The organism is Lactobacillus helsingborgensis, assembly GCF_000970855.1.
Classification (GTDB): Bacteria; Bacillota; Bacilli; order Lactobacillales; family Lactobacillaceae; genus Lactobacillus; species Lactobacillus helsingborgensis.
Window position 1 is genome coordinate 714,990 of the sequence record NZ_KQ034046.1, and the last position, 25,498, is coordinate 740,487.

Consider the following 25,498-nt stretch of genomic DNA (forward strand, 5'->3'; position numbering starts at 1 on the left):
AAAAGGCTAATATATCATCAGTTTAGGATGATTTATTAGCCTTTTGTGTATGTATTATTTATTTTTCTAATTCATTGTCAGTGGTGGTTTCATGCCAGACTTTAGCAGCAGCTGGAATTGAACCTAGATTAGTTACATTATCCTTATCGACTACTATAAGGTTATTGGGTCCCTTTGCCAAATTATTGAAACTGTCCAGACTTTGATTTTTAAAGTAGCCGTCGCTTGCTTTTGCGAGACTTGACTGCAATTGGTTGATCCGATAAGCTTCAGCATCGGCTTCTGTTTTGACCGCCTCAGCTTTGGCTTTAGCTGTCGCGATCAATGCTTCGTTTTTAGCCTTAGTCGTTAACTCAATATTTTTAGCTTCACCCTCGGCTTTTTCAATAGCAGCAATTTTTTCTCTATCAGCTGTTAATTGCTTATCCATTGCTTTTTGTATTTCAGTGCTGGGCAATAGTTCATCAATATTGACGCGGACGACCCGAATGCCGTAAATATCAGTGAGATCACCTATTGCTTCTGATAGTTGCGAGTTAATGCTGCTGGTGGAACCTAACGCATCATTTAAGTCCATCCGACCAATAATATCCCGTAAATGCCCTCTGATTAATTCAACCATTGATTTAACGGAGTCGGTATTGTTGTAAAAATATTTGTATGAATCAGTCACCAAGTAGTTTAGGGTCAAGCTGGTAGTAATTTCTGCATTATCTTTGGTAATAATAGAATATTTGGAAATTTCCGCCGGAAACATGGCTAGAGAAACTTTACGTAGTCTTTGAATTACCGGGATAATAAGAACTAATCCAGCTTTAACAGTTCTTGAGTATTTGCCCAAAGTTTCAATTAAGCCCTCGTTGTTTTGCGGGACTACTCTACAGCATGCCAACACTATACATATGATTATCATGATTAAAAATAAGTATTTCATGAAAGTCCTCCAAAAAAATAATATTTTATTCTATATTTATTAATTATAGGACTTTTTATGATTTTTACTAGACTTGTTTTCTTTTTCCGTTAGGTGATTACCAGATACAGATTCTGGAATCGTTGTAATCTCATATTCTCGTCCTTTTAACTCAGCTGCATCTGTTTTGTAAAGACTGGTAGTTGATCTGCGGTGCTTGGTTATTAAAGCAGTAGACTTATTTTTTAAACGGTATCTGAGATTTTCCATTTGAATATAATTGGTTAAATAGTCAAATTCACTAGGATCAACCGGCTTGAATCCCTTTGGAGTATAGAAGCGGAGCAGATTATGGTTATTCAATAAATCGGAATATTTCAGCGACTGTTTTCCTTCTTTTGCTAATTTGGTGATTTCGTATTTTTCCTTCGCGGTAAAATTAATAATCTCTTTACCGCTTTTACGGTCATAAACAACACCCTTAAGCCCCTTGCCGCCAATAATGACGTATTTTTGACTAACAATAGTCCCATTTCTAAAAACCAACCATGGGCGGTATTTTGGCGCTAAAAGATCGCTGCCAAATTGAATATAATTCTTGTTGGATATTCCTAAAAGATGCAGCAGAGTTGGTAAGACATCAATTTCTCCTGCAACTTCATGCTTAATTTTTCCTTTCAAATTGGGCGAATAGATCATGAAAGGTACGCGCTGCATTTGCACGTTATTATAGCTGTTCCAGGTGTCAGAGCTTTCTCCAACAATTGGCGCGAGAGTTTCATTTTCAGAATTAGTCAGGCCATAGTGGTCGCCATAAATTACTACCATGGTATTTTTAATTAATCCCGATTTTTTTAAATAAGTGAAAAATTCACGAATTGCCTGATCAAGATAATGGGCAGTTTCAAAATAATTATTAATGGACTTATCCGCTGTATCGCTGGTTTTAAAATTTGGATCCAGATCTTCTTCATCCATATCAAAAGGGGTGTGGTTAGTTACGGTGATAAATTTTGTATAAAAGGGCTGCTGCATTCTTTCTAAGTACTTAATACTCTCTGCAAACATGACCTTGTCTTTGATACCATAACCAATATGGTCATTTTTATCATGGCTGAAGTAGTTCTGGTCAAAGAAATAATTATAACCCATGTTTTTGTAAACATCATCACGGTTCCAAAAAGAACCTACATTGCCGTGAAAGACAGCAGAAGTATATTTACCATGTTGCCGTAAAATTTGTGGTGCAGCCTGAAAAGTATTGGAACTGCCCATTGCAGTAAACAAAGAACCATCCGAAATGCCGTAAGTCCCTGTTTCCAGCATATTTTCGGCATCACTGGTGCGGCCAATACCGACTTGATGGTAGAAATTAGCAAAGCCTAAAGTATGTTTATCATGGTAGATGGAATTAAGAAAAGGCGTAACTTCTTTACCGTTAATCTTGAGATCAATTAAAAATTGTTGGAAACTTTCCAGATGGATCACGATTACGTTTTTACCCTTGGCCTTACCAAAATATTGCGGATTTACTGGCAATTTATTCTTTCTAGTGTAAGTCAGGATTTTATTTAAATCGGCAGTATTCGCATTCTTGTTTACTTGTTCTGTTTGTTCATTTTTTATGCCGTCATAAACGGTATAAGTATCAATTCCCAGATACTTTACGATATATGACCGGTCAAAAGTAGTACCTAAAAGTCGCGGTCTGGATGACTCAGCCATAAAAATATTAAGGACTAAAACAAAGGCCCCAACAGAAGTTACGGCAAATGGTGTCAGCAAGCCATAGGATTTTTGGTCAATTTTTATTTTGTGCGCTAGTAGTAGTCCCGTTATTACAATTAAATCCAGCCATAATAAAATATCTGACGGCTGGAGCAGAGCGACAGCACTCTTTCCCAATCCCGGCGCTACTTTACCAGCATTATTAATTGTTTTTACAGTAATAAAATCTGAGAATTGCCGGTAATACAAAATATTGGCAAATAACAGACCTGAATTTGCGACGTCAAGTAAGAGCATAGCGCAGTATGAAACTATTGGTTTAGAAAAATAAAGTCCAATACTAATTAACAAAATTGCGCTGCCAATGGGGCTAATCCACATGATGATGTGTTGATATGGATCTGAAATACCCAGGTTAAAATCATGATACGCAGCAAAAATGTATTTTAGAGTAAATAAAAAAACTAAAAGGCAAAAAAAGCCTGTACGAGTCTGAATGAAATTAGTCAGATTTTTTTTATTCAAAATAAAAACTCTCCCTTATCTGACTATTTTAAAAGTTTCTGGGGTTTTAGACAATCTTTTTCGTATTGTTAGTCCTTTTTTAAGAATTAATTGACCAAGATTGAGTATAATTTAAATGAACGCTATTTTAGGAATTGAATGAGAATGATATTTTTAGGATCACTATATAACCTGCTTTCGCAACTTTACGCTACTAAAATTAATCATTTTGCTTTGATTAAGCTGATAATGTTGGCACTTGACAAAACGATTTTTTATTTTTTGTTTTTCATGGTAATCCGTTTGATCTGGCTAATGACTATTAGAAGTAGGCGGACAATCAAGTCAGAAGCAGCAGTATGGTTATTTGCTTTTTACTTAATCTTAGTATTAATGTTGACCACATTTCGCAATACTTATTTCCCGTGGAATTTGACTTTTAACTTGCACAGACCACTTAGTGAAATCAATTTTGTATTTTTAAAAGAAACCTGGAAGATGTACCATGCGCAAAGTCGGTTAGATTTTGTCTACAATTCCTTTGGTAATGTCCTATGTTTCGTTCCGTTTGGCTTTTTATCACCCTTTGTTTTTGCGAAAAAACAAACTTTTGGTCGGGTACTGCTTGCGGGGCTGATATTTTCGTTATTTATAGAAACAATGCAATTTTTGCTTGAAACTGGTGTTAGCGATATTGATGATGTCTTTTTCAATAGTTGCGGGGCAGCGATTGGCTACTTCTTGTATTGGGTTGTCATGCTAATTAGAAGAAAGTCTAAAACTATTTAAAAGCACTGGTAATTGCAAATTAAGATTGCTAAAATATTCTTGTGAAATAAATATTTAATTCAGTAAGGAGAGCGTATTTTATGAGTTTAATAAAATTTGATAGCACTAAATTAACGCCGTTTGTCCACGAAAATGAACTAAGTGAAATGCAGGCTATGGTTAATGCTGCTGATAGTGAACTAAAAAACGGTACTGGTGCAGGTAGCGATTTCCTAGGATGGGTTAACTTACCAGTTGATTATGATAAAGATGAGTTTGCCAGAATAAAAAAGGCAGCAAAGAAGATTCAAAGTGATTCTGAAGTTCTAGTTTGTATCGGTATCGGCGGCTCTTATTTAGGCGCTCAAGCCGCCATTGAATTTTTAAATGGTGCTTTTTATGGCAGAGGCAAAGATAAGCATACTACTGTTGTATTTTGTGGTAATTCTTTGTCAGGTTCATACCTACATGATTTGATTGAATGGCTTGGAGACAAGGATTTCAGTGTTAATGTTATTTCTAAATCTGGTACTACTACAGAGCCAGCCGTTGCTTTCCGTATTTTTAAAGATAAATTAGTTAAAAAATATGGTGCTGCAGAAGCTAAAACCAGAATTTTTGCTACCACTGATCGCGCCAAAGGTGCATTGAAGACTGAAGCAGACGCCGAGGGTTACGAAGAATTTGTTGTGCCAGATGATATTGGTGGCCGCTACAGCGTTTTATCAGCTGTTGGTCTTTTGCCAATCGCAGTTTCTGGAGCAGATATTGACCAATTAATGAAGGGTGCTGCGGATGCCAGAGCAGATTATAGCTCTACAGACTTAAGTGAAGCTACTCCTTATCAATATGCTGCTTTACGTAACATACTTTACCGCAAGGGTTACACGACAGAAATTGTGGAGAACTACGAACCAACATTGAGAATGTTTAGTGAATGGTGCAAACAATTAATGGGCGAATCCGAAGGTAAAGACGGTAAGGGTATTTGGCCTGCAAGTGCCAACTTCACTACTGACCTTCACTCATTAGGTCAATACATTCAAGAAGGTTTGCGTAATCTGTTTGAAACTGTCATTAGGGTTGAAAATCCTGCAAATGATGTGGAAATACCAGCTGATGATCGTAATTTAGACCAATTGAATTTCTTGTCAGGCAAGACCTTGAACTACGTTAACGAACATGCGTATGAGGGCGTAGTTTTAGCTCATACTGATGGTGGCGTTCCGGTTATGACAGTCAATATTCCTGATCAGACTGAACACACTTTGGGTTACTTAATTTACTTCTTTGAATTAGCTATTGCAATTTCTGGTTATCTTAATGGTATCAACCCATTTAGCCAACCAGGCGTTGAGGCTTATAAGCGTAACATGTTTGGCTTATTGAACAAGCCCGGCTATGAAGAATTACATGATGATCTTGTAGCTCGCTTTAAAGAAGAAAAATAATTAGATAATTGCTAATTTCATGAATTAATACTATTATTATATGGAACCTATTATTGATAAAATTAGTTAGTATTATTCATCCTGTACATTTTAAATTATTGATGTCATACCAATTATGGAAAGGGTAAAAGTTTAGGCTTTTAACCCTTTTTTATTAAGGAGAGAAATATGGAAGCAAAAAGAGAAACGCCAAAGCGGGTACTGGCTATAATCAGTTGTGCTTTAATGGCATTTGTGTCGATTTTGACTGAGACCAGTTTAAACGTCACTTTTCCTACACTAATGAAGCAGTTCCATATTAGTTTAGGTCTGGTGCAATGGACTACAACAGGTTACTTATTAACAATTTCTGTAATAATGGTGTCAAGTTCGTATTTAAATGACCGCTTTTCAGCTAGACAGCTGTTTTTGACCGCTGCCGTGGCTTTTATCGCGGGCTCAATAGTTGCGGGGCTTGCTCCTAATTTTTGGGTATTACTTGCTGGACGCATAATTTCATCTGTGGGAGCCGGTCTGTCAATTCCGTTAATGTTTAACATGGTCGTAGAATTGATGCCGCAGGAAAAATGGGGCTTTTACATGGGGCTTACTGGTTTAGTAATTATTTTAGCTCCATCTTTAGGACCTACATTTGGTGGCACTGTGGTTTACTACTTCGGCTGGCCTTTAATATTTGAAATTGTGGCTGTCATTGCTGTAATTATCATGGTTCTGGGCTTGTTCGTCGTTGAACAATATCATGAAAAAAAGCATCCCAGTTTTGATTGGTTAAACTATATTGTGATTGCCAGTGCTATGATTATTTTTAATTTAGGTTTTAATCGTATTAGCAATGGTTTTACAGATTGGGGTTTTTGGTTAAGCATGGTCGTGGTTGCGCTTTTGCTATACGTATTTATCAAATTGTCGCGATCAAGTAAAAAGAAATTGATTAACTTAGACATATTTAAAAATAAGCCCTTTATTTTTGCCATGATTTCTTATCTGCTTTTGCAGTTTATTAATATTGGTACCAGCTTTGCAATTCCCAATTATGTTCAAATTGTTAATCACGCCACTTCTTTAATTGGGGGACTAGTTTTGCTTCCCGGCTGCATTATCAGTGGTCTATTGAACCCTTGGTTTGGGCATGTTTACGATAAAAAGGGGCCACGGTTGCCACTTCTAACCGGAACAGTCTTTTGTCTAACGGCTTGTCTGCTTTTTGCCATTTTTAGCTTGAAAATCAGTACGCTAATGGTCGGCGTTTTTTATGGCATTATGATTATTGGCAGGCAAATGGCCTTTAATAATACCATGGCAGAAGCGTCCAAATTGCAGCCAGAAGAATTACATACAGATGCCACAGCGGTTTTTCAGACTGGACAGCAATATGCTGGTTCAATGGGGACAACCGTCATGGCTGCCATCATTTCTTCTTGGCAAAAAAGACCAGGCAATTATGCTGCACTGACAGCACAAGGTAGTCAAGAAGCGTTCTTGTTTTTAACTTTTGTTAGTGTAATTATCTTGCTCAGCTACTTAAATTTATTTAGACTTGAGAAAAAAATGAACATCAATTAAAGTCAAAAATTGCAGCAACCTAGTTATCTAGGTTGCTTTTTTTTTAGCTGAAATTAAATATAATTAGAAAATATTAAGTTTTTTGTGTACTTTTTTAAATAAAATGATAAAATACTTAATAATTAAATTTAAGGAGGAAACAATAATGCGACGAATTTCACTTCACCATATTTTGATTTTGTCCCCAATTATTTTGCGGACAAAGCGTACCTAGAAAAATCTGAATTTTAAGGAGTATGAAATATGGCTGATTCAACCAATTCTAATAAACTAACAGTAAAAACTTTTCTTAATAAAATACTAGCTGGGACGGCAACAGGAATTATAGTGGGTTTAATTCCCAATGCCGTACTCAGTGCAATTTTGAAATTATTTGGGCAAAACCCAGTAGCAACATCATTAAACCAAGCTTTGCTAATTTTCCAGTGTGCAACACCATTGCTCATTGGCGCCTTGATTGCTATTCAATTTAAAATGGTGCCTTTGGACGTGGCTATTGTAGGAGCCGCAGCTTATGTTGGCTCCGGCGTGACCAAGTTTGTGCCGCAGATCGTAAATCCAGCTACAAAAGCTCAGGGTGTATTTGTTTCTGCAGGAACCGGTGATTTGATTAATACGATGATTACTGCCGGTCTGGCTGTGGGGCTTTTGCTACTAGTGGGTCAGCATTTTGGTTCGATTAAAATCGTTGCCGCACCAATTTTAATTGGTGGTGGAGCCGGTTGGATCGGCATGCTAATTTTGCCTTATGTTAGCAAGATTACGACTTGGTTAGGTACAGTTATCAACTCTTTCACAAATTTACAGCCTATCTTTATGTGCATCTTAATTTCTTGCATGTTTGCAGTGTTGATTATTTCCCCGATTTCAACAGTTGCAATTGGTATGGCTATTCAATTAAATGGCATTTCAGCTGGTGCGGCGGCAATGGGAGTAGCTGCCACCACATTGGTTTTGGTAGTGCATTCGTGGCGGACTAATAAGTCGGGTGTGACCATTGCTATTGCATTAGGTGCAATGAAGATGATGATGCCCAATCTTTTCAGACATCCAATTATTCTCCTGCCGACATTAATTACTGCTGTCGTTTCAGCTATTCCGGTGGCCCTATTCCATGTTAGCGGTATGCCAGCTTCAGCAGGCTTTGGTCTTGTCGGTCTAGTTGGGCCGCTAGCTTCTTTAGACGCTGGAAAAGCCAGCATTAATTTTGTATTGGCGCTAGTGGTCTGGATTGTAATTCCTGTAGTAGTTGCACTTATCTGCCGTTTTCTTTTTGAAAAAATATTCCATGTTTACGATGAAAAAGTAGCCTTTGCATATTTAGGCGAATAGTTCTTATTAAATATCTGTCATTACACTTACATCAATTTATTTAAAATAAAAACCCGTGAAAAAACCTTTCAGGGCTATGGAGTGCTCCATAATAGTTGGCCATTAATCTGACTATTAGGAGCACTTTTTAATGACTAAGTATTTGATTATTTTGAAAGTTGCAGTAGCTTGTAAGTATCTAGCAGGCTGAAACTTTTTGAAGCCGAACGAAAACATAACTTTATGCCACTTAATTGATACTTCTGATTTAATTTAGCTAAGTTTTTTGAACCTCATCTTTGCCAATGACAAAGAACAGCTGTCAGATGTTTACGGCAGGTGATGTGCTTGCCACCTTATTTTTAACGAAACCAATTTGCGCGCCCGTTAAGTTGTGAGTCTTAAGACCTAGTTCTGCGATATTTTTCTTTCAAAAAATCTTTAAACTGTCTTGCTTTGTTCTTCATTTTAACTTAATGTAAAAAGTAAATTATTGTTAAATTACATGAAAAAACTGTCTATTTCACAGAAGTTATAACACGAATAAAAAGGTAGCCCAAATGCACGAAAAAATTATCCAAATGTTGCGTCAGAATAATGGTTTTCGAGATTGGAATATGGTCTTGCAGAATTTTAGATCTGGTGAATTCAAATTAAAAATTGCTGGTCATATCGACAGCGAGCCTATTTATGAATTTTTCAATACTTATTCTGATAATTTTGTACTAAACAGCAGCTCAATCACAATTTCTGTTCAACCTGTAAAATCATACATTCCGTTTCATATTCATAATTATGTTGAAATAAAAATTCCTTTGGTAGGTAATTGTGTGGTGGTAACAGAACATGAGCGGATTAAGGTGAAACAAGATAACATGATTTTTATCGGTATCAAAACCCCTCACAAGGTAGAGCCGATTGATGAGAAAGGAGTAGTTTTAAACATCGCACTCCATACTTCCGCTTTTTCCTTAAATCTGCTCGATTTTTTACAGTCTAAGGGCAATGGCATATCTATTTCTAGTTTGCTTTTTTCCTTACTATCCGATGAAGATCACGGTGAAGGCCGTTACAGTTTGTTTGAGATTGATCACGACCCTAAAATTACTGCAATTATCTACGATATTATTGACGAATATTATGCTGATAAAATTCAAGCGGACCAGATTATTAAATTAGAAATGTTGACGCTGTTTTCTTTATTGATAAGAAAAGCATATTACCGTCAACCGCCAGTGACTGGTGCGAAAAGTAAAAACAATAATTTATTGTCGTTACTTCTTTACATTGAAAAGAATTATTCCGAGATCAAGTTAGAAGAAATGGCACAACATTTTGGCTTTAATCCCAACTACTTGTCGGATCATTTAAAAAATGAAACCGGTTTGTCATTTATCAAGTTAGTGCAACTGCAAAGAGTGAATGTAGCTGCTAAATATCTAAAGTACACCAAGGTTTCAATTGAAAAAATTGCTACCAGAGTAGGATATGAAAATGCGTCCTATTTTTATAAAATTTTTAAGCATTATTTTGGTATTTCTCCGGCAAAATACCGTTCTAACGCGAGATGAGAAGGTGCAATAAATTATGGTAAAATAATTGCTTGGTATGAAGAAATGCCTCAATAATAGTTTTTATTTTTACCAGAAAGTAATTGCTGGGAATGGAAAAGTCGTGACTTAGAAAAAGATTGATGAGTAATCTTTAATTGTAAAAGGTTATTTTGTAAAAACTTTTCTGAATAATATTTAAATCGCGTCAAAGAGTACTTGCGGTAATCCAATTAATTTTTAAATAATAAAAGAACTTTAAATTTCTGTACTTAAAGTTCTTTTTTATAGTTGCAAATGCAATTAAATTACATAACAAATAAAAAATGGTAAAATGCTTTCAGCGAAAAAAATATTTTTAAAAAAGTTAATTAATGCTTACGAATGTAAACATTTTTATATAATAACATTTATTGTAGATAATTTTGGTAAAACAACTTTTAAGTGATTAAATAACTAAAAATAGCCCCAATTTTTGTCTAAAAAAAGGTATAATTTGAAATGAATTGAAGGGAGTTTTTTTACAAATGATGTGTGATAATTTGTTTTTTAAAATTTTGTGGGTAGTCGTTTACGCTATTACCGCTTATTATACCTTTACCGGCAATATGATGATGGGGATGTACTGGATGGCAGGCGGTATGCTGGCTCAAGCAGTAGTTGACCTTGTCTATCATTTTTGGCCAAATCGTAAAAAGTGCTAAACAAGGTTTAAATTTTAATAGCGCAAGTTTATTAAGGATTAATTTTTAACTCAGTGGGTAAAGAATTGTCCTTTTTTGTTTTCCTTGATAATAAAAACCCCGAAACTTATCCAGTTTCGAGGTTTTGTTCTTAGCAAATTTAATTCTTAGCAACATTCACTTTGCGGATATAGCGATTTTTGCCAATGTGGTAGAAAGTCTTCTTCTTAATGCGGTAAGTTTTACCGTTGATTTTTACAATCGCGCCTTTCTTGAGCTTCTTCTTCGAAACCCGCTTGCCTTTGTGGGTGTACTGGTACGATGCTTTACGTAATTTTACAAAACGTGACTTAGATTTGCGCTTTGCCGGAGTAACTGTGGTAGAACCACTATTGCTATTAGATGAATTGCTAGAGTTACCAGAGTTTGAATTGCCACTTACGAGGTGACCAGTCTTCTTGTAGTTAGCAACAGCATCATTAATCTCTTTAGTTAAAGCATCAACACTTTCTTGAGTTGCACCCATGCCATGAGCAGCATCATAACGCTGATTAATGCTGTCACCCCATTTATTATCAGCAACTGACATGTGTTCCCAATTATATGTATTTTTAACATATTGCCCATAAGCATGGTCTAATGCATCAGTGTTTGCAACAGGAACATCAGGATTACTATTATCTACAGGGTGAAAATCACTAGATTTTAAGTCTGTATAATCTGATGTATTTTGAACTAAAACCACATTATCTGCTGGATAGTCAATTTCCTGCCAATCTTCATAATTAACATAAGCCTCAGCAATCTCACCGCCACCAACGTCTTGTAATAGCTGATTGCCGGGAATGCCACCAATAACAAGTGTCAAATAAAATGGACGACCGTGCATTGAAATAGGTGGCTTAGCATCGTCACTAAGTTCACGTACTACTTTAGTACCAGCAGGATATACTCTACCTGATGGCCCTTTTAAAGCATACTTTAAAGTACCATATTGGAGCCAAACTTTGGTTCCTTGGTGGTTGGCTGAAACGGTTTGAACATTGTCAAAGTTGAAGACTGCTGTCATTGGCGCAGCCAGACTTAAAGCGGCAATTGTCGCAAAGATTATGCGTTTATTCTTCTTCATTTTTTCACTCCTTATAACAAAAAAACTATTGCTTTACTGGCAGAACTGATATCAACGAACTGGGAGTAAAATTCTGTCTTCTTCTACCAGTATACTACAAGCTAATTTTGAAAAGGAGTGCCAACTTCAGCTGTAATGCGATTAAACTATTTTTTTATTGATCGTTTTCTTTTAAAAAACTCTGAATAATTCTTTCTCTCATAGTTAGAAAGACCTGATTATGACCAGTAGGGTGAATACGATTGGTTAAAAGAATTAGACCAGACTTTTTTACACGGTCAAGAAGCATAAGAACACCAGTGAAGCCTGTATGCAGAATTAGGGGGTAATGCAACTGAGGGTCAAAGCGCAAGTCCCAGCCCCATGAGCGCGGTTTGACGCCCGCCGGATTTTTATTATCGAATAACATTGCGACAAGTTCTTGACTGAAGGGCAGAATTTGTTTATCCAAGCCCAAGTAACCTTTACTTAATTTAACCAAGTCATTCATTGTGGAGAAAAGTCCTGCTGAACCGCAATCACTGCCAAGCTGGCGTGCTTTAGGATCGTGCGGCTCACCCTGCAAAACTTTCCCTTGGTAAACAGCAGTGGGCACACATAAGTCCTTAGGGGGATTGAATGTCGTGTTTTCCAAACCAGAAGGCTCGATTATTAATTTTTGACCAACTTCTTGAACTGGCTGCCCAAATATTTTTTTAACAACCAACCCCAACAAGATAAAATTCGTATCGGCATAGCGCATTTTATGTTCAAACTCGTCTGTGACAGGTAAATGAATGATGGCATTGATTAATTCGTCGTGGGATAATTGATCACGCTTTTCAATCCAGCCACGGATTCCGCTGGTGTGGGTAAGCAGATGAAAAAGGCGGACACGTTCATCTTTAAATTCGGGAATAAAGTCGTGCAGTGGTTCAGTAAAATTGAGCTGTCCATCTTGATATAATTTAAGCAAAATATTTTCAGTAATAATTACTTTGGTCAGACTGGCTAAATCATAAATAGCAAACGGGCTAAGTTGCGTAACTGTCGGATAGGTACTTGCAAAGCCGACGGTTGAAGTGAAAACTTGGTCATTTTTAAAAAAAGCATAGTTTACGCCCGGTACAATGCGTTCCGTAACCATTGATTCAATTAAATTTTGGGTGTTTGAGTAGTCAATCATAAAATCTGTCTTTCAGTTAATATTTCTAATTATATTATATCTAACTAAATGACATTTATTATCTTTTCACGCAGTTTGATACAAAAAACTTGAAAGCCAGTCAGCATTCAAGTTTTTAAATATTACTACTATTTTTATTTAGGGATTTTTTCGTTTAATTGCTCAACCATTCTACGAGAAAAGAACATGGTGGCAAGCCAGATTATGAAGTAGACTACGCAGTAGTTGAGGGTGTAACCCAAAAAAATTGTGAGATTAAAAGGCATTCCCGCAAGGATAGACAGGGGCGTCACCAAGATATAGGTAATGAGAAAATGACTAAATGTTTGGCGGGTAATGCTCCATCTTTCTTGTTCAAAAATTACGGTGCTACCACCATAAATCGCACCCATTAGTGCCCAAATAATCATGGAGACAAAAGTTGCCTGCACCGGATTAGCAAATAAACTGACAAAATTTTCAATAGATGGGGTAAATTGTGGCAAGTTGTTTACTTGACAAAATATAAGTGCAAAAATTAGCCCGATAGTCACTCCGATCGGTGCAGAGATAAGAGAACGGCTAATTAAAGATTTGAGATTTTTCATGATAAATACTCCTTTTTGATTTTTTGCATATAACGGCGGGAAGTGTAAGTCATTTTGCCGTTTTTGAGAATAACTTGATAAATTCCCGTTTTGTGCCAGTGCAAATTCTTGAATGTAGCTGAAATTAACAATTTCTGAACTGGATATTTGCACAAAAAGTTGTCTTGGCAGCAAAAGCTTAACTTCATAAAGACGTTGCTTTATTCGGTACACATATTGCTCAGTTTCACAGACGACTTCCTTTTTTTTGTGTATGAATTGAAATAATTTCGTGAAAAGCAATAATCTTTTTCCGTCCGGATTTAAAACCGATGAGAATTTGCTCATTTAAAAAGCGGTCCAAATTATCACGCAGATTAGTGCTGTTCTCATTAATTTGGGGTGTATTGACTGTCACGAACAATTCTCGCAAGTGAGAAATTGCTTTTTGATTTACTAACATGGCTTAGTTTCCTTTCCTTAGCATTTAAGATAGCAAGGGAGCATCATTTTGTGAACAAAATTTGTGTAACTGGTCGTTTTTCTATGATAACTGGAAGTAGGGGGATAAAGCTAAATACAGCAGGCTTTAGCGTCTTTATTCAATCAGAATTGCTAAGAGGTTAGCAAAATCTTTCTTTTAGAGTAAAAAGCACTTGACATCGGACCCCGCTTCAAGCATAATAATTACTGTTGATTTTGCCCGCTGGTCAAATGGTTAAGACGCCACCCTCTCAAGGTGGAGTTACGAGTTCAATTCTCGTGCGGGTGATTTAACACTGGGATATAGCCAAATGGTAAGGCACAGGTTTCTGGTTCCTGCATGTTTCGGTTCGAGCCCGGATATCCCAATAAAAACAGCTCAACGGCAATCGTGGTGGTAGCTAATGCTCATCAGAGCGTTAAGAAAAGCTAGATGAATAATATTCATCTAGCTTTTTTGGTTTTATGAATTAGCCTAAATGGGCTAAAACTTTAATTTTTTAAATTGATCGGTAAGTGGATTAATCTATTAGTGTTTAGCTAAAATAAAATTCTCAAATTCGTTTCAAATTTAAAAGCTATCTCAAAGTGTAAAATTAATGTCTATATACTGATACATGCTTTTTATTAATATGCGAAATATCTTTCTAACTGAAAAATAGCGCAAGTCCAAAAATTAGTATTACTGTTAAGAAACTAAGTGCAGACCAATTAAAAATTTTTTCCTTTTTATCTATTTTCTTTTCTTTTTTATCATCTTTATCAATTTTATCATCTTTTGTTAGATTGATTTTTGAAATCCAAATAAAAAGTATTTCAATAAGTCCCCACAAGGTAAAGCCGAAAACGGAAGCAAGAATTAGAGCTTGACCTAATGAAGCATGTGTACTTCTCATATTCTGGAATAAGTTGCTAAGTAAGTTCATTCCACCGAAAATGGCAAAAGTAATAGCGGTGAAGATACCGAGAATTGCAATGAATTCTGGATAAAGCTCCTTTTTAATATTGTTTTCTGCCTCTATAATATTATTTTTTATATTATTTTTGGCATCTATACTATTATTTTTGACTCTTCGGTCTAGGTCATCCAGTCGTTCCTTAATATTAACCAAATCCCCTTGTTTAGTTATAACACCATAATACCGTTTATATGAAGCAACTACATTATTATAAAGGTCTTGACTTTCAGGATCTGTAAGATCTTTTAATTTTCCCAGGTAAAGTGGTAAGTTATTTTTATTAACTGGCTTTGAATCTGGTTTGTCAAGTTCATCATAGCAATTTTTTAGTATTTCCTTGAATCCTTTATCATTACCAATAACAGTGCTATAAATAAGATTTTGAATATCTAGATCAATGTACTTTAAAGCGATTTCATTACCTTTGAGATTTTCCGCAAGTTCCACTAGGTTAGCGTCCTGCGTATCTGTTTTATATTTACCTGTAAATACAAGATCAACAAAATCCCAGGCTTCCTGTTCAATATTTGTATCTTTATTTTCTTCCGCCTTTTTACTCATTTTCCTCACCTCAAAAATAATTATACATTAATAAATATCATTTTTTTATGAATATTTAGAATAATTGTTTACATATAGTAAAGTAATTAATAAAATTAGTTTTGTCAATTACATTTTTAATTATTGCCCAATTGAGCAAAAAAATATGAACCGTATTTTCTCACTCTCAATCAAGGTTTGCGAGAACAAACAATTAAATTTGCATAGATTACCCAATAAAAAACTAGATGTGCTTTGCTCATCTAGCTTTTTTGTTTATTTTAAATTAGTTTGCGTTTTAGATATCAGCTTATCGTCAGTAAATGAAAAACTGGCACTTGCACCAGCATTCTTAGCTTTAATTCCAGTGAAGTAAACTGCGGTGACATTTTTCTTACCCAAAACCACATTTTCACTCAGTCCGTCAGGTTCACCATAAGCATTGACGATAGTACTGTAAGAACTGCCGTCTTTCAAACTATTAAATGCTTTAAGCGATAGCGTATTGCTGCTGCGAGTCCATTTAAAACCCGAAACTGTCTTAGTGATAGCCTTTTTATGACTGAATTGCACCAAAATAGTAGTGTCATATTTGGTCCAAGAATATGATTTCACCTTAAAACCTTTAACTGCAGTAGATGAAACCGACTCAGGCTGACCCAAAATGCCTTTAACATCTTTAATGGTGCTGCCACTGTTACCTTGTTGCATGACATCACCAACTTTAATCTTGTCGTATGATTTTCTAAAAGAAGTTTTTTGAGTATTAGTCTTCTTTACTTTCTGGCTGCTTTTGGGCTTACTACTGCCAGATTTACTACTATTATCAGAACAGCCAACTAATGATAAGGCAATCATACCAGTTGCTGCCACTGTCAAAATCTTCTTGAACTTTTTCATTACTTCCTCCTGAAGTGCTATTGCCGTAGGTTTAATGTCACTGACGTGGTGGACAAAACAAAAATTAATGTTTGCTCATAGCATTAATGAAATATTTTTGAATTCAAAGCCACATTTCATCATCAATTTATAATCCGGTATAGTTTAATTTTATCCTAGAACCTTATTAAGGTAAATAAGTCAAAAGATCATTTTGGTAAAATTTGGGACGATTAAATTCTCGGCTAGAATAGGTCTAACAGCAGTAATGAAGGGGAGTTTAGCTATTAGTGCCATTTAAATAATTTAAGATAAAATCTAATGAAAAGATAAACAAAAGTTATAATCTGTAAAAATTGGAGCTGATTTTAATTAAAAAGCAGAATATCTTATCGCTGCAGTATCTCTGTAATTAAAGATAGTAGTTTTGCTTTCTGATGAGATAGGCAGGCCAGATCGTATCTAAAAGCTGCTCTGGAAGAAGAATTTGGAAAAAAGTTTGGTTTAACCAAGCTGAAGAAATAACTAATAAGTGTCAGGCTGTTTAAGCAGTCTGGCACTTTTTATTTCAAACAAAATGATAAACAAGAATATTTAGAGTTCACCGCAAAACACAAATTCACTAATGAGCATGACATAAATTGGACTGAATTAGTGATTTAGCAGTATGTGTAAGCGCTTATAATCGAATTGAGCGGAAGGAGGTGAATGAATTGAGCAGCCAGAATAAAGAAATTTTATTAAGAATAGCGAAAGAGGGCACAGTTACTAAAAAAGAGCTTAAGGAACAGTTCGATTTGACGGATAGGCAGGTTAATTATGCTATTGCCAACATCAACAGTTATCTTAAATTGCAGAAGTTACCATTAATTGTCTTAAAAAATAAAACTTATTTTGCCAAGAGAGAACTGGTTAATTATTTTGCCAATCACAAAGAAAAAAATAATTTACGTACTTTTTTACCTGACGAAAGAGTGTGGCTTCTCCTAACACTGATCTTGAGCAGAACCAGTCCACTCTTTCTAAACGATTTTGTTTTTGAATTTCATGTTAGCAAGAACACCGTTTTAGCCGATCTTAAGAGAACCCGTACCCAAATTGCAGACTTAGGATTAAAGATTACTTTTTCCCGTAAAAACGGCTATCGCCTAATAGGACACGAATGGGATAAACGCATGCTGCTGTATAAAGGTATTTTAAAGATTTATACGGCGCTGGGCTTTGATACCTGCCTCCAGCTGTTACCAGACATCAATGATAACTATCCTGCAATTGAAAGCAGCTTGTTGAAAATAGAAGAACAGCTCGGGAAAAAATATACTGATGATGACTTCTTTCTGCTAATTTTGTTTTTAACAGCAGTCACTAATCGGATCAAGCAAAATAAAAATTTGATTGCTAATGAACTGGCTAACGATGAAGAAATTAAGCAAACAGCAGAATATCAGGCCCTCGAACAAACTTTTTTTGATGAATTTTCACTTCAGGAAAAAAGTTTTGTTGCTCTTTTTATTTTAGGGGCAAATGTTAAGCAGCAGCAAAAAATATCCGCTTCTGTGCAAACAAGATTGATTAACGCATTGTGGGAATTTTTGAATGAATTTGAATTAAAGTCATTTATTGTGCTGCCGAATAAAAAGGATCTGTTAAAAAAGCTGATTGATCATTTTAGACCAGCTTATTACCGCATTAAATATAAACTGCCAGATAACAATCCCATGTTTAAGGAGATTATCACTAAATATCACAGCCTATATGAGATTGTGGCGCAGTCAATGACACCTTTAAATAATTTTTTTGGTACTCAAATTTCGCCTGACGAAACTGCTTTTGTGACTATTTTTATTGGAGGTCACCTCCTAGAAAATAAGGTTAATGACCGCAAAAGAAAAATAGGTCGGGCAATACCGGTTTGTCCTAACGGAGTTTCAACCTCAAAAATACTGGAAAATAATCTGCGGGTGGCTTTTCCTGAGTTATCGTTTTATCCAGCTTGCTCAGTGCGTGAATATAAAAATTTTGTTTTGCCTTATGATGTGGTTTTTTCCACGGTGCCGCTTAAGTCAGAAAAAACAGTTTTTGTTATCAATGAAATTCTAAATGAGCACAGTATTACCAAACTAAGAAATGACGTTTTTAAAAAATTGTTGAACTTAAACTTCTCTAATATTGATATTCCCCAAATCATGAAGGTAGTTGCTGACTTTGCTGAAATAAAGGATAAAAAAGGTCTTGAAGACGGTTTGACTAAGCTGCTAATACCGGAAAGCAATTTATTTGACGAGATGTCACAAGAACTGTCAAAGAGCAAACCTTATATTAAGGTCATTTTTACCCACCAGCAATATTCTTGGACGAGGTTAATAGCAAAAATTTCGGAGCCAATGATTAAAAGCAAAATTGTGAGTGACGCTTTCTTCCTAGCTTAGAAAAAAGAGTACCGTGATCAACCCGACTATATTTTGTTAAATAGGCAGATACCACTGTTACATTTGGATCCAGACGTTTATCCCCAACAATTAGGACTGACACTATTGGTTTCCGCAAATCCCGTCAAATACGAGTCAGCCCAAGTCAATGTTGTCGCTCTGTTGACCACACCGAATAAGACAGATCATTTACCTTTACTTTATCAAGTTAAAAATATGGCAAAAGATACGACCTTTATTCATACGCTGTCTCAATCTGCGAATACCAAGGAAGCAGAAAAATTAGTCCAAAAGTTTCTTACCGCTTAAGAAAGGAGCAAATAAGTTTTGCAATTAACCGATTATGTTAAAAAAGATACGATTTTTTTGAATTGCCAAGCTCAAAGTAGGGCAGAACTCTTTTCAAAAGTGTCAGACAAGCTTTTGAATGAGGGTTATGTCAAAAAAGGCTTTTTAGATTTTATTAATCACAGAGAGGATAACTATCCTACGGGGTTGCAGCTGCAAAACTATACTGTAGCAATTCCACACGGCGATCCCCAGTTTATCAACAAGCCCTTTGTAGCTGTTATTACATTGACTAAACCAATTACTATGAGACGCATGGATGATGCGATAATCAAATTACCCGTAGACACACTATTTACGCTCGGTCTCACTAATGGTAGTGATCACCTTGATTTACTTAAAGAAATTATGAAATTACTGCAGACCGATTCGTTTGTGCAGCAAATCAAAAATTGCACAAATAAAGACGAAGTGGAAACAGTAATTCGTGTTGCAGAAAAAAAGAGAAAGGAAAATTCTGATGACTGAAAAATTAAATATTTTAGTTGCTTGTGGCAGTGGGGTAGCGACTTCAACTATTGCTGCAGACGATATTGAAGATGTTTGCCGAGAATATGGGATTACTAATTATGCTATTTCCAAATGCAGCATGACAGAAATGCCCAGTATGAGTCAAAACTATGACATTGTTTTTACCACCAATAATTACCGCGGCAAAATTGACACACCCTTAATGAGCGTCACCGGCTTTATTACTGGGATTAATACTGCAGAACTAAGGCAAAAAGTAGGCGAAAAATTGCTTTCTTTAACAAAGGATAGGGAGTGAAATTATGGAAATACTAGGACAAATTTTTAAGACCATTATTAATATTGGTGCCACAGCTCTGCTGCCAATCATCATTTTCATTCTGGGCATGATTTTTAGAATGAAAATCGGGGATGCAATTAAGTCTGGTTTAACTGTCGGTATCGGATTTATGGGACTTACTTTAGTTGTTAATCTGTTAACTGCTTCGTTAAAACCTGCTGTGGACTATTATTCTAAGTTAGGTACCGGCTACACGATTACTGATATTGGTTGGCCAGCGGTCGGTGCAGCTTCGTGGGTAGCACCTTTTGCCGGTTTGGCAATTCTATTAGGAATAATTATCAATATTGTTTTGGTGCGAACCGGTTTAACAAAAACAATGAACGTCGATATTTGGAATTACATGCACTTCTTAATACCAGGTTCATTAGCTTATGTTTTATTCAATAACTTTTGGATTGGTTTGCTGGTGACGGTGGGCATGTCAGTTATTGCGCTTTTCATTGGTGATAAATTAGCACCAAAATGGCAAAATTACTTCGGTTTAGACGGCACCACCTGCACTACGATTATCTATACTGCCTGGGTTATGCCTTTTGCTTGGCTAATCAATAAATTAATTGATTTTATTCCCGGGCTAAATAAGGTTGATCTGAGTTTAGAGAAAGTAAACAAAAAGTTAGGTGTTTTTGGCGAATCTTCCGTTATCGGCACCATAGTCGGTATTTTACTCGCACTTTTAACCCGCCAAAATTTGGCTCATACAGTTACTATGGCGATTGGAATAGCCAGCGTTATGGTTTTGATGCCAAAAATGGTGGGAGTGTTAATGGAAGGTATTTCTCCAGTTGGCAAAGCGGCACGTTCAACAATGACGAAACAAATGGGTAAAAAGGCTAATTTGAACATTGGGATGGATATTGCTTTAGGCTTAGGCGATCCAGCCACTGAAACTGCCACTGTCATCACCATTCCGCTGGTGATTCTCTGTGCTTTGTTTTTGCCAAATATTAGATTGTTCCCAGTGGGCCTTTTAATGTCAATTATTTATATTTCGGTTGCGGGCACTTTAATGACTAAGGGCAACTTGTTTAGAACTATTTTGATTGGTGTGATTTTCTGTAGCGTAACCCTGTATTTGGAAGCTTATGTTGCCCCCGGCGCAACCAAAATTATTCAAACGGGCGGCGTCCATGTCAGTGGATTGTCATCTGACCTGACACTGTCGGAACCGTGGAATGCACTAATTTACTGGTTAAGTACTATTTTTTAAAAAGATATATGGGGTTATCCAAAATATGAGTGAAATATTACCGTCAATTTTTGGCGCAGATATTCTTAATCTGCAAAAGGAAATTGACATTTTAGAAAGTGAAAACGTTAGGACTTTGCACGTAGACATGATGGATGGCAATTTTGTTTCCAACATTGCTTTTGGTCCTAATCAGGTTCAGGCGCTGAAAGAATACAGCAAGATGAAATTTGATATTCATATGATGCTTGCCCATCCGTTGGCACATTTAGATGATGCAATTGCTACAGGTGCGGAAATGATCTGCGTTCATTATGAATCAACACCGCACATCCATTTTGTTTTACAGCAAATTAAAAAAGCCGGCTGCAAAGCTGGTGTTGCTTTAAGTCCCGGAACGCCGGAGGCAGTATTGAAATACCTCTTAGATGAAATTGACTATGTATTGGTCATGTCGATTAATCCTGGTCAGCCTGGGCAAAGATTTATTCCGCAAACCGTTGACAAGATTAAAAACGTACGGGAAATGGTCAAGGGACGCGACATCAAAATTGAAGTGGATGGTGGAATAAATGATAAATATGCCGCACAGTGTGCTGCTGCAGGAGCAGATATGTTGGTAGTAGGTGGTTATTTATTTAATGGTAACCAAGTGAAACAGCAGCTGCTTAAGCTCAGAAATGCAGTCAAATAGTGATGAAAAGAGAAAAGAAATTGCAAAATTATACATTAAAAATTTTAAACCAGTTGACACATTATGCGGAACAAGAAGATACAGCTGATATTGCTTTAGTTGTGACTGAAATATTGCATGCTAATCATATATTTTTAGCAGGTGCTGGCCGTTCTGGCTTGGCTGTGCGGGGCTTTGGCAATAGGTTATTGCATTTAGGATTTTCAGTTAGCATCGTTGGAGAAATCAGTTCACCCCATTCACAGCCGGGAGATTTATTAATTATCTGTTCCGGCTCCGGAGAAACTACTAGTTTAAAAGCCTTAGCGCAAAAAGCTGCAGCCGCCAAAGTAAAAATCATCTTGTTTTCTACTACTAAGGAATCTACTATTGCGAAACTTGCTAATCATACATTGATTATTCCGGGAAAAACCAAGACAGCGCAAGATAAAACTACTGGTTTTACGCAACCAATGGGCTCGGTATTTGAACAACTATCATTTTTAACTTTTGACGGCATAGTAATGAATTTAATGGATCAGACCGGTGAAACTTCAGTTTCAATGTTCCAAAGACACGCGGATTTTGAGTGAGAGAAAGGATAGATAATATGAAAAAGTTTGACGGACAGGTTGTACTGGTAACAGGCGGCGCTAACGGTATTGGTAAAGGAATAGCAGAAAAGTTTGCCGCAAACGGTGCGAATACGGTCATTGTTGATTATGACAGTGAAAAGGGAAAGCAAATTGCGGCAGAGATAACAAATAAATATCAAAAATCTCTTTTTGTTAAAACGGACGTTTCTAACTATCAGGATTTACAAAACGTTCATGACCAAGTAATGGCTGAATTTGGTAGAATTGACGTCCTTGTACTTGATGCAGGCATTGCCTACGCTGATAAAGTATCCGAAATAACACCGGCAGAATGGCAAAAAGTGCTTAATATCAACTTAAGTGGTTACTTTTACACTGTTAAAGCCTTTTATCAAGAATTTCTGGAGAACAAGGGCAGTATCGTATTTATCAGCTCTGGTTCAGCTCTTAGTGGAACTGGCGGCGGAGTAGCTTATCCTGCTTCAAAAGCCGGCGGAGAAGGACTGATGCGCGGTCTTGCTAAGGAACTGGGACCAAAAGGGGTAACCGTTAATGCTATTGCACCAAGGGTAATTGACTCCGGCTTGTTAAGCGTGCATTATCCTACTAAGGAAAGTTTGGCGCCTTTACTAAAACAAATTGCGGTTAGAAGAATTGGCACTGTTTCGGACGTTGCCAATCTAGCATACTTCTTAGCTAGTCCTGAAAATTCGTATATTCAGGGTCAAACAATTTTGCTTGACGGCAACAGAACGGTCAGATAATTTGGTTTTATAATACCCCCGAATTAAAAAGAGATTTGGGGGTATTATTGTGTCTATATTTTCATACGCTAACTAAAAAGGGGACTACTAAACGCATTTAGTTATAGCAAAAATCTTAGTTAAATTTGCAAATCAATCTGTTAGACTTAATCATTTGTACCAAGTTCATATTTGGCCTAAAATGCAGTCAGTTAGAATTTTTCGTTACTAAAATGATAACTAAATATGCACTTTTTATAATAAGATTACAAAAATGGAGTTAGGTAAATGATTAAATGGCAGGAAGACTGGGCTTATAACAAATATTGGGTAATGGCTCACTCTCAAGCATGTTATGAGCAGATTCGATTGTTAGCTAAAGATAATATGTGGTCAGAACAAAAAGAAACTGAATTTGAGCACTTGTTAGCACAAGCAGCTAGTCAAGCGCCCACTACTAAAACATTAACTAATGCCTATCAGCATGTCTGGGGTTATTTTAAGAAAATTTGTACACCCCAAGAAAAACAAACTTATTTACTCTTGTTGCAAAAATTGACGCCGCAAGACGATGAATTAGGTCCGTTTTTAAGCGGTCTAACCAACAAATATCAAGTTACCTACTTACTAAATTCGCGGTTAATGCAGGAGGCTCAAGCACAATCATGAGATTATGGCACCAAGAATTAATCTGGCAATTGCCCCGGCAACAATTATTAGGGCAACACCGCGAAATTGCTGCTTTACGCGGGCGTGGCTGGGGTAAACCTCATGCCACTGTTAACTATGTTTTTCAATATTCGCCCTATAAACTTTATCAATTTCATTTATTAGTTTTAGCTGAAATGGCAAGGCGCCATTATCATCCAGATGTTAAATGGTTTGATCCATATTATCGCGGACAGTATTGTGCTAGATACGAAAGTTTAGCTGCTATTCCTTGGACAGACCCCATCTACCCAGAGCATGATGCTGCCTATTTAAAAGCTTGTTTAGCTAATTTGCACCAAAAAGGCATTGACTTAAATTAGGTAGGGATAATTAGTTTTAACCATTCAAGTGTTCTAATTAAGTTAAAAAAATATCCGCAAAACATACAACCAGAGTTTTGCGGATATTTTTACTTAAATAATTACATGCCTGCCTTAACGATTTTCTTTTCAGCCATAGTTTTACGTAAAGAAAGCATAGCAGTATAGGTAGATAAAATGTAAACTTTTTTAGTTGGCAAATTGGCAATATTGGCGATTACTTCCTCATTATCTGTGCAGGTAACCATTTTACCGGGGTCAAAGCCGGCGACTTCAAGACGAAAGCCCATGTCATGCCAGCGCTGTCCACCAACCAGAATTTTTTTAATTTGATCGTGATTCAAGTCTTCAAATTGACCGTCCCATATCCAAGAAGTGTCGATGCCGTCAGCGTGATTAGCATTAAGCAGAGCAACTAGGGAATAGTCATCTTTTTCAGTGTTAAGCATGTGCAGTACTTCGTCTAATCCCACCGGATTTTTAACCAAGATCAGATCAATTTCTTTTCCTTCATATTTAATTAACTCTTGTCTACCAAAAATACGTTTATTTCTGGCAAAAGCTTGCGCAATTTCATCTTCGCTTAAGCCAAAGTGACGTGCCACAGAATAAGCTGCCAAAGCATTATAGATGTTATAAGTACCACCAATGTTTATAATGTAGTTTTTGCTACCCATCTGAAACTCAAGTTTATTCGGCGTTTGTTCAATAATCCTGTTAACAGAATATGTTAGCTCCGGTCTGTGGTATTGGCAGTTGGGGCAGAAAAAATCACCCAAGTTAGCGTAGATGCGTTCGTGATAGTGCAAAATATGATCGCATTGAGGACATAAGATACCGTCAGTATTAACGGGAGCCTTCATATCATTTTGCGGATTATCATCTGGCAGTTTAAAGCCGTAATAGATTTTGGGATTAGGCAAATCAACGGAAGAAAAGATACTGGCATCACCATTTGCAATGATGGTTGCTTCAGGTGCTAATTTAATTCCAGCAACAATTTTTTCGTAAGTGGTGTAGATTTCACCGTAGCGATCCATTTGATCGCGAAAAATATTGGTTAAAACAAAAACGCTGGGATGAACCAATTCCGTTACCATTTTGACGTTAGCTTCATCAACTTCCAGTACTGCTATTGGCCTCTTGGCCTTTTTCTTCTTGTGTGCCAAAAAGGCGGTAATGATTCCCTGCTGCATATTGGAGCCGGACGGATTGGTTAAAACGTCGCCGTATTTTTCCCGCAGTGCTGCTACGATTAATGCCGTTGTCATTGTTTTACCATTTGTTCCGGTAACAATAACCGTTTCGTAGCCCTCAGCTAATGTTTTCAAAATTGCAGGATCAATATCCATAGCTAACTTGCCGGGGAAACTAGTTCCGCCTTTAAGTACATTATGTAAAAACCAATAACTCGATTTGCCGGCAACTTTAGCAATTCCAGATTTAAAACTCATATTCTTCCCTCGCTTTAAAATCATTAACA

25 protein-coding genes, 2 tRNA genes and 1 pseudogene are annotated in these 25,498 nt (G+C 36.4%); 18 read left to right on the forward strand and 10 right to left on the reverse strand.

Annotation, left to right across the window (positions count from 1 at the left end):
* Nucleotides 1–58: 58 nt before the first annotated feature.
* Together JF73_RS03480 and JF73_RS03485 are read right to left on the reverse strand one after the other, a co-directional pair.
* Nucleotides 59–934: an SPFH domain-containing protein gene (locus tag JF73_RS03480; protein WP_046326987.1), complete on the reverse strand. Its 876-nt coding sequence runs from the start codon at nt 932–934 to the stop codon at nt 59–61.
* Between the two features lie 39 nt (nt 935–973).
* Entirely contained in the window at nt 974–3,166 is a 2,193-nt protein-coding gene (locus tag JF73_RS03485; RefSeq protein ID WP_046326988.1) for an LTA synthase family protein, read from the reverse strand.
* A 144-nt stretch (nt 3,167–3,310) separates the two neighbouring features.
* On the opposite strand from JF73_RS03485, the gene JF73_RS03490 reads away from it, so the two are divergent.
* From JF73_RS03490 to JF73_RS09700, 6 genes are all read left to right on the forward strand, one after another.
* A complete protein-coding gene (locus JF73_RS03490) occupies nt 3,311–3,934 on the forward strand; it encodes a VanZ family protein (protein ID WP_046326989.1) in 624 nt (207 codons plus the stop codon).
* An 80-nt stretch (nt 3,935–4,014) separates the two neighbouring features.
* On the forward strand, nt 4,015–5,364 hold the full coding sequence (locus JF73_RS03495) for a glucose-6-phosphate isomerase (RefSeq protein WP_046326990.1): 1,350 nt from the start codon (nt 4,015–4,017) through the stop codon (nt 5,362–5,364).
* A gap of 168 nt (nt 5,365–5,532) precedes the next feature.
* On the forward strand, nt 5,533–6,927 hold the full coding sequence (locus JF73_RS03500) for an MFS transporter (RefSeq protein WP_046326991.1): 1,395 nt from the start codon (nt 5,533–5,535) through the stop codon (nt 6,925–6,927).
* Nucleotides 6,928–7,170: 243 nt separating this feature from the next.
* Nucleotides 7,171–8,259, forward strand: coding sequence for a PTS sugar transporter subunit IIC (locus JF73_RS03505; protein ID WP_046326992.1), 1,089 nt, complete (start codon nt 7,171–7,173; stop codon nt 8,257–8,259).
* Nucleotides 8,260–8,798: 539 nt separating this feature from the next.
* Nucleotides 8,799–9,809: an AraC family transcriptional regulator gene (locus JF73_RS03510; protein WP_046326993.1), complete on the forward strand. Its 1,011-nt coding sequence runs from the start codon at nt 8,799–8,801 to the stop codon at nt 9,807–9,809.
* Between the two features lie 506 nt (nt 9,810–10,315).
* Nucleotides 10,316–10,492 (forward strand): hypothetical protein, encoded by a 177-nt coding sequence (locus tag JF73_RS09700; RefSeq protein ID WP_162833769.1) that lies wholly within the window; start codon nt 10,316–10,318, stop codon nt 10,490–10,492.
* 139 nt (nt 10,493–10,631) lie between these two features.
* Here JF73_RS09700 and JF73_RS03515 read toward each other — a convergent pair whose 3' ends face one another.
* The 5 genes and pseudogenes from JF73_RS03515 to JF73_RS09705 all read right to left on the reverse strand — a co-directional run bounded on the left by JF73_RS03515 (nt 10,632) and on the right by JF73_RS09705 (nt 13,794).
* Nucleotides 10,632–11,600 carry an SLAP domain-containing protein gene (locus tag JF73_RS03515; protein WP_046326994.1) on the reverse strand — a complete coding sequence of 323 codons (969 nt, stop codon included), beginning with the start codon at nt 11,598–11,600 and terminating at the stop codon, nt 10,632–10,634.
* Between the two features lie 154 nt (nt 11,601–11,754).
* The gene (locus JF73_RS03520; protein WP_038522144.1) at nt 11,755–12,765 is read right to left on the reverse strand and encodes a serine hydrolase domain-containing protein; all 1,011 of its coding nucleotides are present in this window, start codon (nt 12,763–12,765) and stop codon (nt 11,755–11,757) included.
* Nucleotides 12,766–12,899: 134 nt separating this feature from the next.
* Nucleotides 12,900–13,352 (reverse strand): DUF3021 domain-containing protein, encoded by a 453-nt coding sequence (locus JF73_RS09815; RefSeq protein WP_046327398.1) that lies wholly within the window; start codon nt 13,350–13,352, stop codon nt 12,900–12,902.
* A gap of 138 nt (nt 13,353–13,490) precedes the next feature.
* A pseudogene (locus tag JF73_RS09960) lies at nt 13,491–13,565 on the reverse strand (hypothetical protein); the annotation flags it as partial.
* 13 nt (nt 13,566–13,578) lie between these two features.
* Nucleotides 13,579–13,794, reverse strand: coding sequence for a hypothetical protein (locus tag JF73_RS09705; protein ID WP_046326995.1), 216 nt, complete (start codon nt 13,792–13,794; stop codon nt 13,579–13,581).
* A gap of 237 nt (nt 13,795–14,031) precedes the next feature.
* On the opposite strand from JF73_RS09705, the gene JF73_RS03535 reads away from it, so the two are divergent.
* Nucleotides 14,032–14,103 (forward strand) — tRNA-Glu (locus JF73_RS03535).
* Between the two features lie 8 nt (nt 14,104–14,111).
* Nucleotides 14,112–14,183 (forward strand) — tRNA-Gln (locus JF73_RS03540).
* A 278-nt stretch (nt 14,184–14,461) separates the two neighbouring features.
* On the opposite strand, the gene JF73_RS03545 is transcribed toward JF73_RS03540, so the two are convergent.
* Nucleotides 14,462–15,334 (reverse strand): hypothetical protein, encoded by an 873-nt coding sequence (locus tag JF73_RS03545; RefSeq protein ID WP_046326996.1) that lies wholly within the window; start codon nt 15,332–15,334, stop codon nt 14,462–14,464.
* A 255-nt stretch (nt 15,335–15,589) separates the two neighbouring features.
* On the reverse strand, nt 15,590–16,213 hold the full coding sequence (locus JF73_RS03550) for a DUF3862 domain-containing protein (RefSeq protein ID WP_046326997.1): 624 nt from the start codon (nt 16,211–16,213) through the stop codon (nt 15,590–15,592).
* Between the two features lie 692 nt (nt 16,214–16,905).
* On the opposite strand from JF73_RS03550, the gene JF73_RS03555 reads away from it, so the two are divergent.
* The 10 genes from JF73_RS03555 to JF73_RS03600 all read left to right on the forward strand — a co-directional run bounded on the left by JF73_RS03555 (nt 16,906) and on the right by JF73_RS03600 (nt 24,015).
* Complete coding sequence (locus tag JF73_RS03555; protein ID WP_046326998.1) at nt 16,906–18,621, forward strand: BglG family transcription antiterminator; 1,716 nt, start codon at nt 16,906–16,908, stop codon at nt 18,619–18,621.
* A 33-nt stretch (nt 18,622–18,654) separates the two neighbouring features.
* Nucleotides 18,655–18,930 carry a PTS sugar transporter subunit IIA gene (locus JF73_RS09515; RefSeq protein WP_257011437.1) on the forward strand — a complete coding sequence of 92 codons (276 nt, stop codon included), beginning with the start codon at nt 18,655–18,657 and terminating at the stop codon, nt 18,928–18,930.
* Nucleotides 18,931–18,948: 18 nt separating this feature from the next.
* Nucleotides 18,949–19,437 (forward strand): PTS sugar transporter subunit IIA, encoded by a 489-nt coding sequence (locus tag JF73_RS03565; RefSeq protein ID WP_046327000.1) that lies wholly within the window; start codon nt 18,949–18,951, stop codon nt 19,435–19,437.
* Nucleotides 19,430–19,738: a PTS sugar transporter subunit IIB gene (locus JF73_RS03570; RefSeq protein ID WP_046327001.1), complete on the forward strand. Its 309-nt coding sequence runs from the start codon at nt 19,430–19,432 to the stop codon at nt 19,736–19,738. The genes JF73_RS03565 and JF73_RS03570 overlap by 8 nt, the downstream gene beginning before the upstream one ends.
* A gap of 4 nt (nt 19,739–19,742) precedes the next feature.
* The gene (locus JF73_RS03575) at nt 19,743–20,993 is read left to right on the forward strand and encodes a PTS transporter subunit IIC (RefSeq protein WP_046327002.1); all 1,251 of its coding nucleotides are present in this window, start codon (nt 19,743–19,745) and stop codon (nt 20,991–20,993) included.
* A 25-nt stretch (nt 20,994–21,018) separates the two neighbouring features.
* Nucleotides 21,019–21,666: a ribulose-phosphate 3-epimerase gene (gene rpe, locus JF73_RS03580; RefSeq protein ID WP_046327003.1), complete on the forward strand. Its 648-nt coding sequence runs from the start codon at nt 21,019–21,021 to the stop codon at nt 21,664–21,666.
* 2 nt (nt 21,667–21,668) lie between these two features.
* Nucleotides 21,669–22,238 carry a 6-phospho-3-hexuloisomerase gene (gene hxlB / locus JF73_RS03585; RefSeq protein WP_046327004.1) on the forward strand — a complete coding sequence of 190 codons (570 nt, stop codon included), beginning with the start codon at nt 21,669–21,671 and terminating at the stop codon, nt 22,236–22,238.
* Between the two features lie 17 nt (nt 22,239–22,255).
* A complete protein-coding gene (locus tag JF73_RS03590; RefSeq protein WP_046327005.1) occupies nt 22,256–23,005 on the forward strand; it encodes an SDR family NAD(P)-dependent oxidoreductase in 750 nt (249 codons plus the stop codon).
* Between the two features lie 267 nt (nt 23,006–23,272).
* The gene (locus JF73_RS03595) at nt 23,273–23,653 is read left to right on the forward strand and encodes a YbgA family protein (protein WP_046327006.1); all 381 of its coding nucleotides are present in this window, start codon (nt 23,273–23,275) and stop codon (nt 23,651–23,653) included.
* Entirely contained in the window at nt 23,650–24,015 is a 366-nt protein-coding gene (locus JF73_RS03600; RefSeq protein WP_046327007.1) for a TIGR02328 family protein, read from the forward strand. The genes JF73_RS03595 and JF73_RS03600 overlap by 4 nt, the downstream gene beginning before the upstream one ends.
* Nucleotides 24,016–24,116: 101 nt before the next feature.
* Here the strand turns inward: JF73_RS03600 and JF73_RS03605 are convergent, their stop codons facing one another.
* On the reverse strand, nt 24,117–25,469 hold the full coding sequence (locus tag JF73_RS03605) for a Mur ligase family protein (protein WP_046327008.1): 1,353 nt from the start codon (nt 25,467–25,469) through the stop codon (nt 24,117–24,119).
* Nucleotides 25,470–25,498 lie beyond the last annotated feature (29 nt).

Coding starts and splice junctions, on each gene's coding strand:
- JF73_RS09700 (WP_162833769.1), top strand. CDS start 10,316: ATGATGTGTGATAATTTGTTTTTTAAAATTTTGTGGGTAGTCGTTTAC.
- JF73_RS03500 (WP_046326991.1), top strand. CDS start 5,533: ATGGAAGCAAAAAGAGAAACGCCAAAGCGGGTACTGGCTATAATCAGT.
- JF73_RS03605 (WP_046327008.1), bottom strand. CDS start 25,469: ATGAGTTTTAAATCTGGAATTGCTAAAGTTGCCGGCAAATCGAGTTAT.
- JF73_RS03515 (WP_046326994.1), bottom strand. CDS start 11,600: ATGAAGAAGAATAAACGCATAATCTTTGCGACAATTGCCGCTTTAAGT.
- JF73_RS09705 (WP_046326995.1), bottom strand. CDS start 13,794: ATGTTAGTAAATCAAAAAGCAATTTCTCACTTGCGAGAATTGTTCGTG.
- JF73_RS03595 (WP_046327006.1), top strand. CDS start 23,273: ATGATTAAATGGCAGGAAGACTGGGCTTATAACAAATATTGGGTAATG.
- JF73_RS03510 (WP_046326993.1), top strand. CDS start 8,799: ATGCACGAAAAAATTATCCAAATGTTGCGTCAGAATAATGGTTTTCGA.
- JF73_RS03570 (WP_046327001.1), top strand. CDS start 19,430: ATGACTGAAAAATTAAATATTTTAGTTGCTTGTGGCAGTGGGGTAGCG.
- JF73_RS03590 (WP_046327005.1), top strand. CDS start 22,256: ATGAAAAAGTTTGACGGACAGGTTGTACTGGTAACAGGCGGCGCTAAC.
- JF73_RS03545 (WP_046326996.1), bottom strand. CDS start 15,334: ATGAGTAAAAAGGCGGAAGAAAATAAAGATACAAATATTGAACAGGAA.
- rpe (WP_046327003.1), top strand. CDS start 21,019: ATGAGTGAAATATTACCGTCAATTTTTGGCGCAGATATTCTTAATCTG.
- JF73_RS03520 (WP_038522144.1), bottom strand. CDS start 12,765: ATGATTGACTACTCAAACACCCAAAATTTAATTGAATCAATGGTTACG.
- JF73_RS03490 (WP_046326989.1), top strand. CDS start 3,311: ATGATATTTTTAGGATCACTATATAACCTGCTTTCGCAACTTTACGCT.
- JF73_RS03550 (WP_046326997.1), bottom strand. CDS start 16,213: ATGAAAAAGTTCAAGAAGATTTTGACAGTGGCAGCAACTGGTATGATT.
- JF73_RS09815 (WP_046327398.1), bottom strand. CDS start 13,352: ATGAAAAATCTCAAATCTTTAATTAGCCGTTCTCTTATCTCTGCACCG.
- JF73_RS03480 (WP_046326987.1), bottom strand. CDS start 934: ATGAAATACTTATTTTTAATCATGATAATCATATGTATAGTGTTGGCA.
- JF73_RS03495 (WP_046326990.1), top strand. CDS start 4,015: ATGAGTTTAATAAAATTTGATAGCACTAAATTAACGCCGTTTGTCCAC.
- JF73_RS03600 (WP_046327007.1), top strand. CDS start 23,650: ATGAGATTATGGCACCAAGAATTAATCTGGCAATTGCCCCGGCAACAA.
- hxlB (WP_046327004.1), top strand. CDS start 21,669: ATGAAAAGAGAAAAGAAATTGCAAAATTATACATTAAAAATTTTAAAC.
- JF73_RS03505 (WP_046326992.1), top strand. CDS start 7,171: ATGGCTGATTCAACCAATTCTAATAAACTAACAGTAAAAACTTTTCTT.
- JF73_RS03575 (WP_046327002.1), top strand. CDS start 19,743: ATGGAAATACTAGGACAAATTTTTAAGACCATTATTAATATTGGTGCC.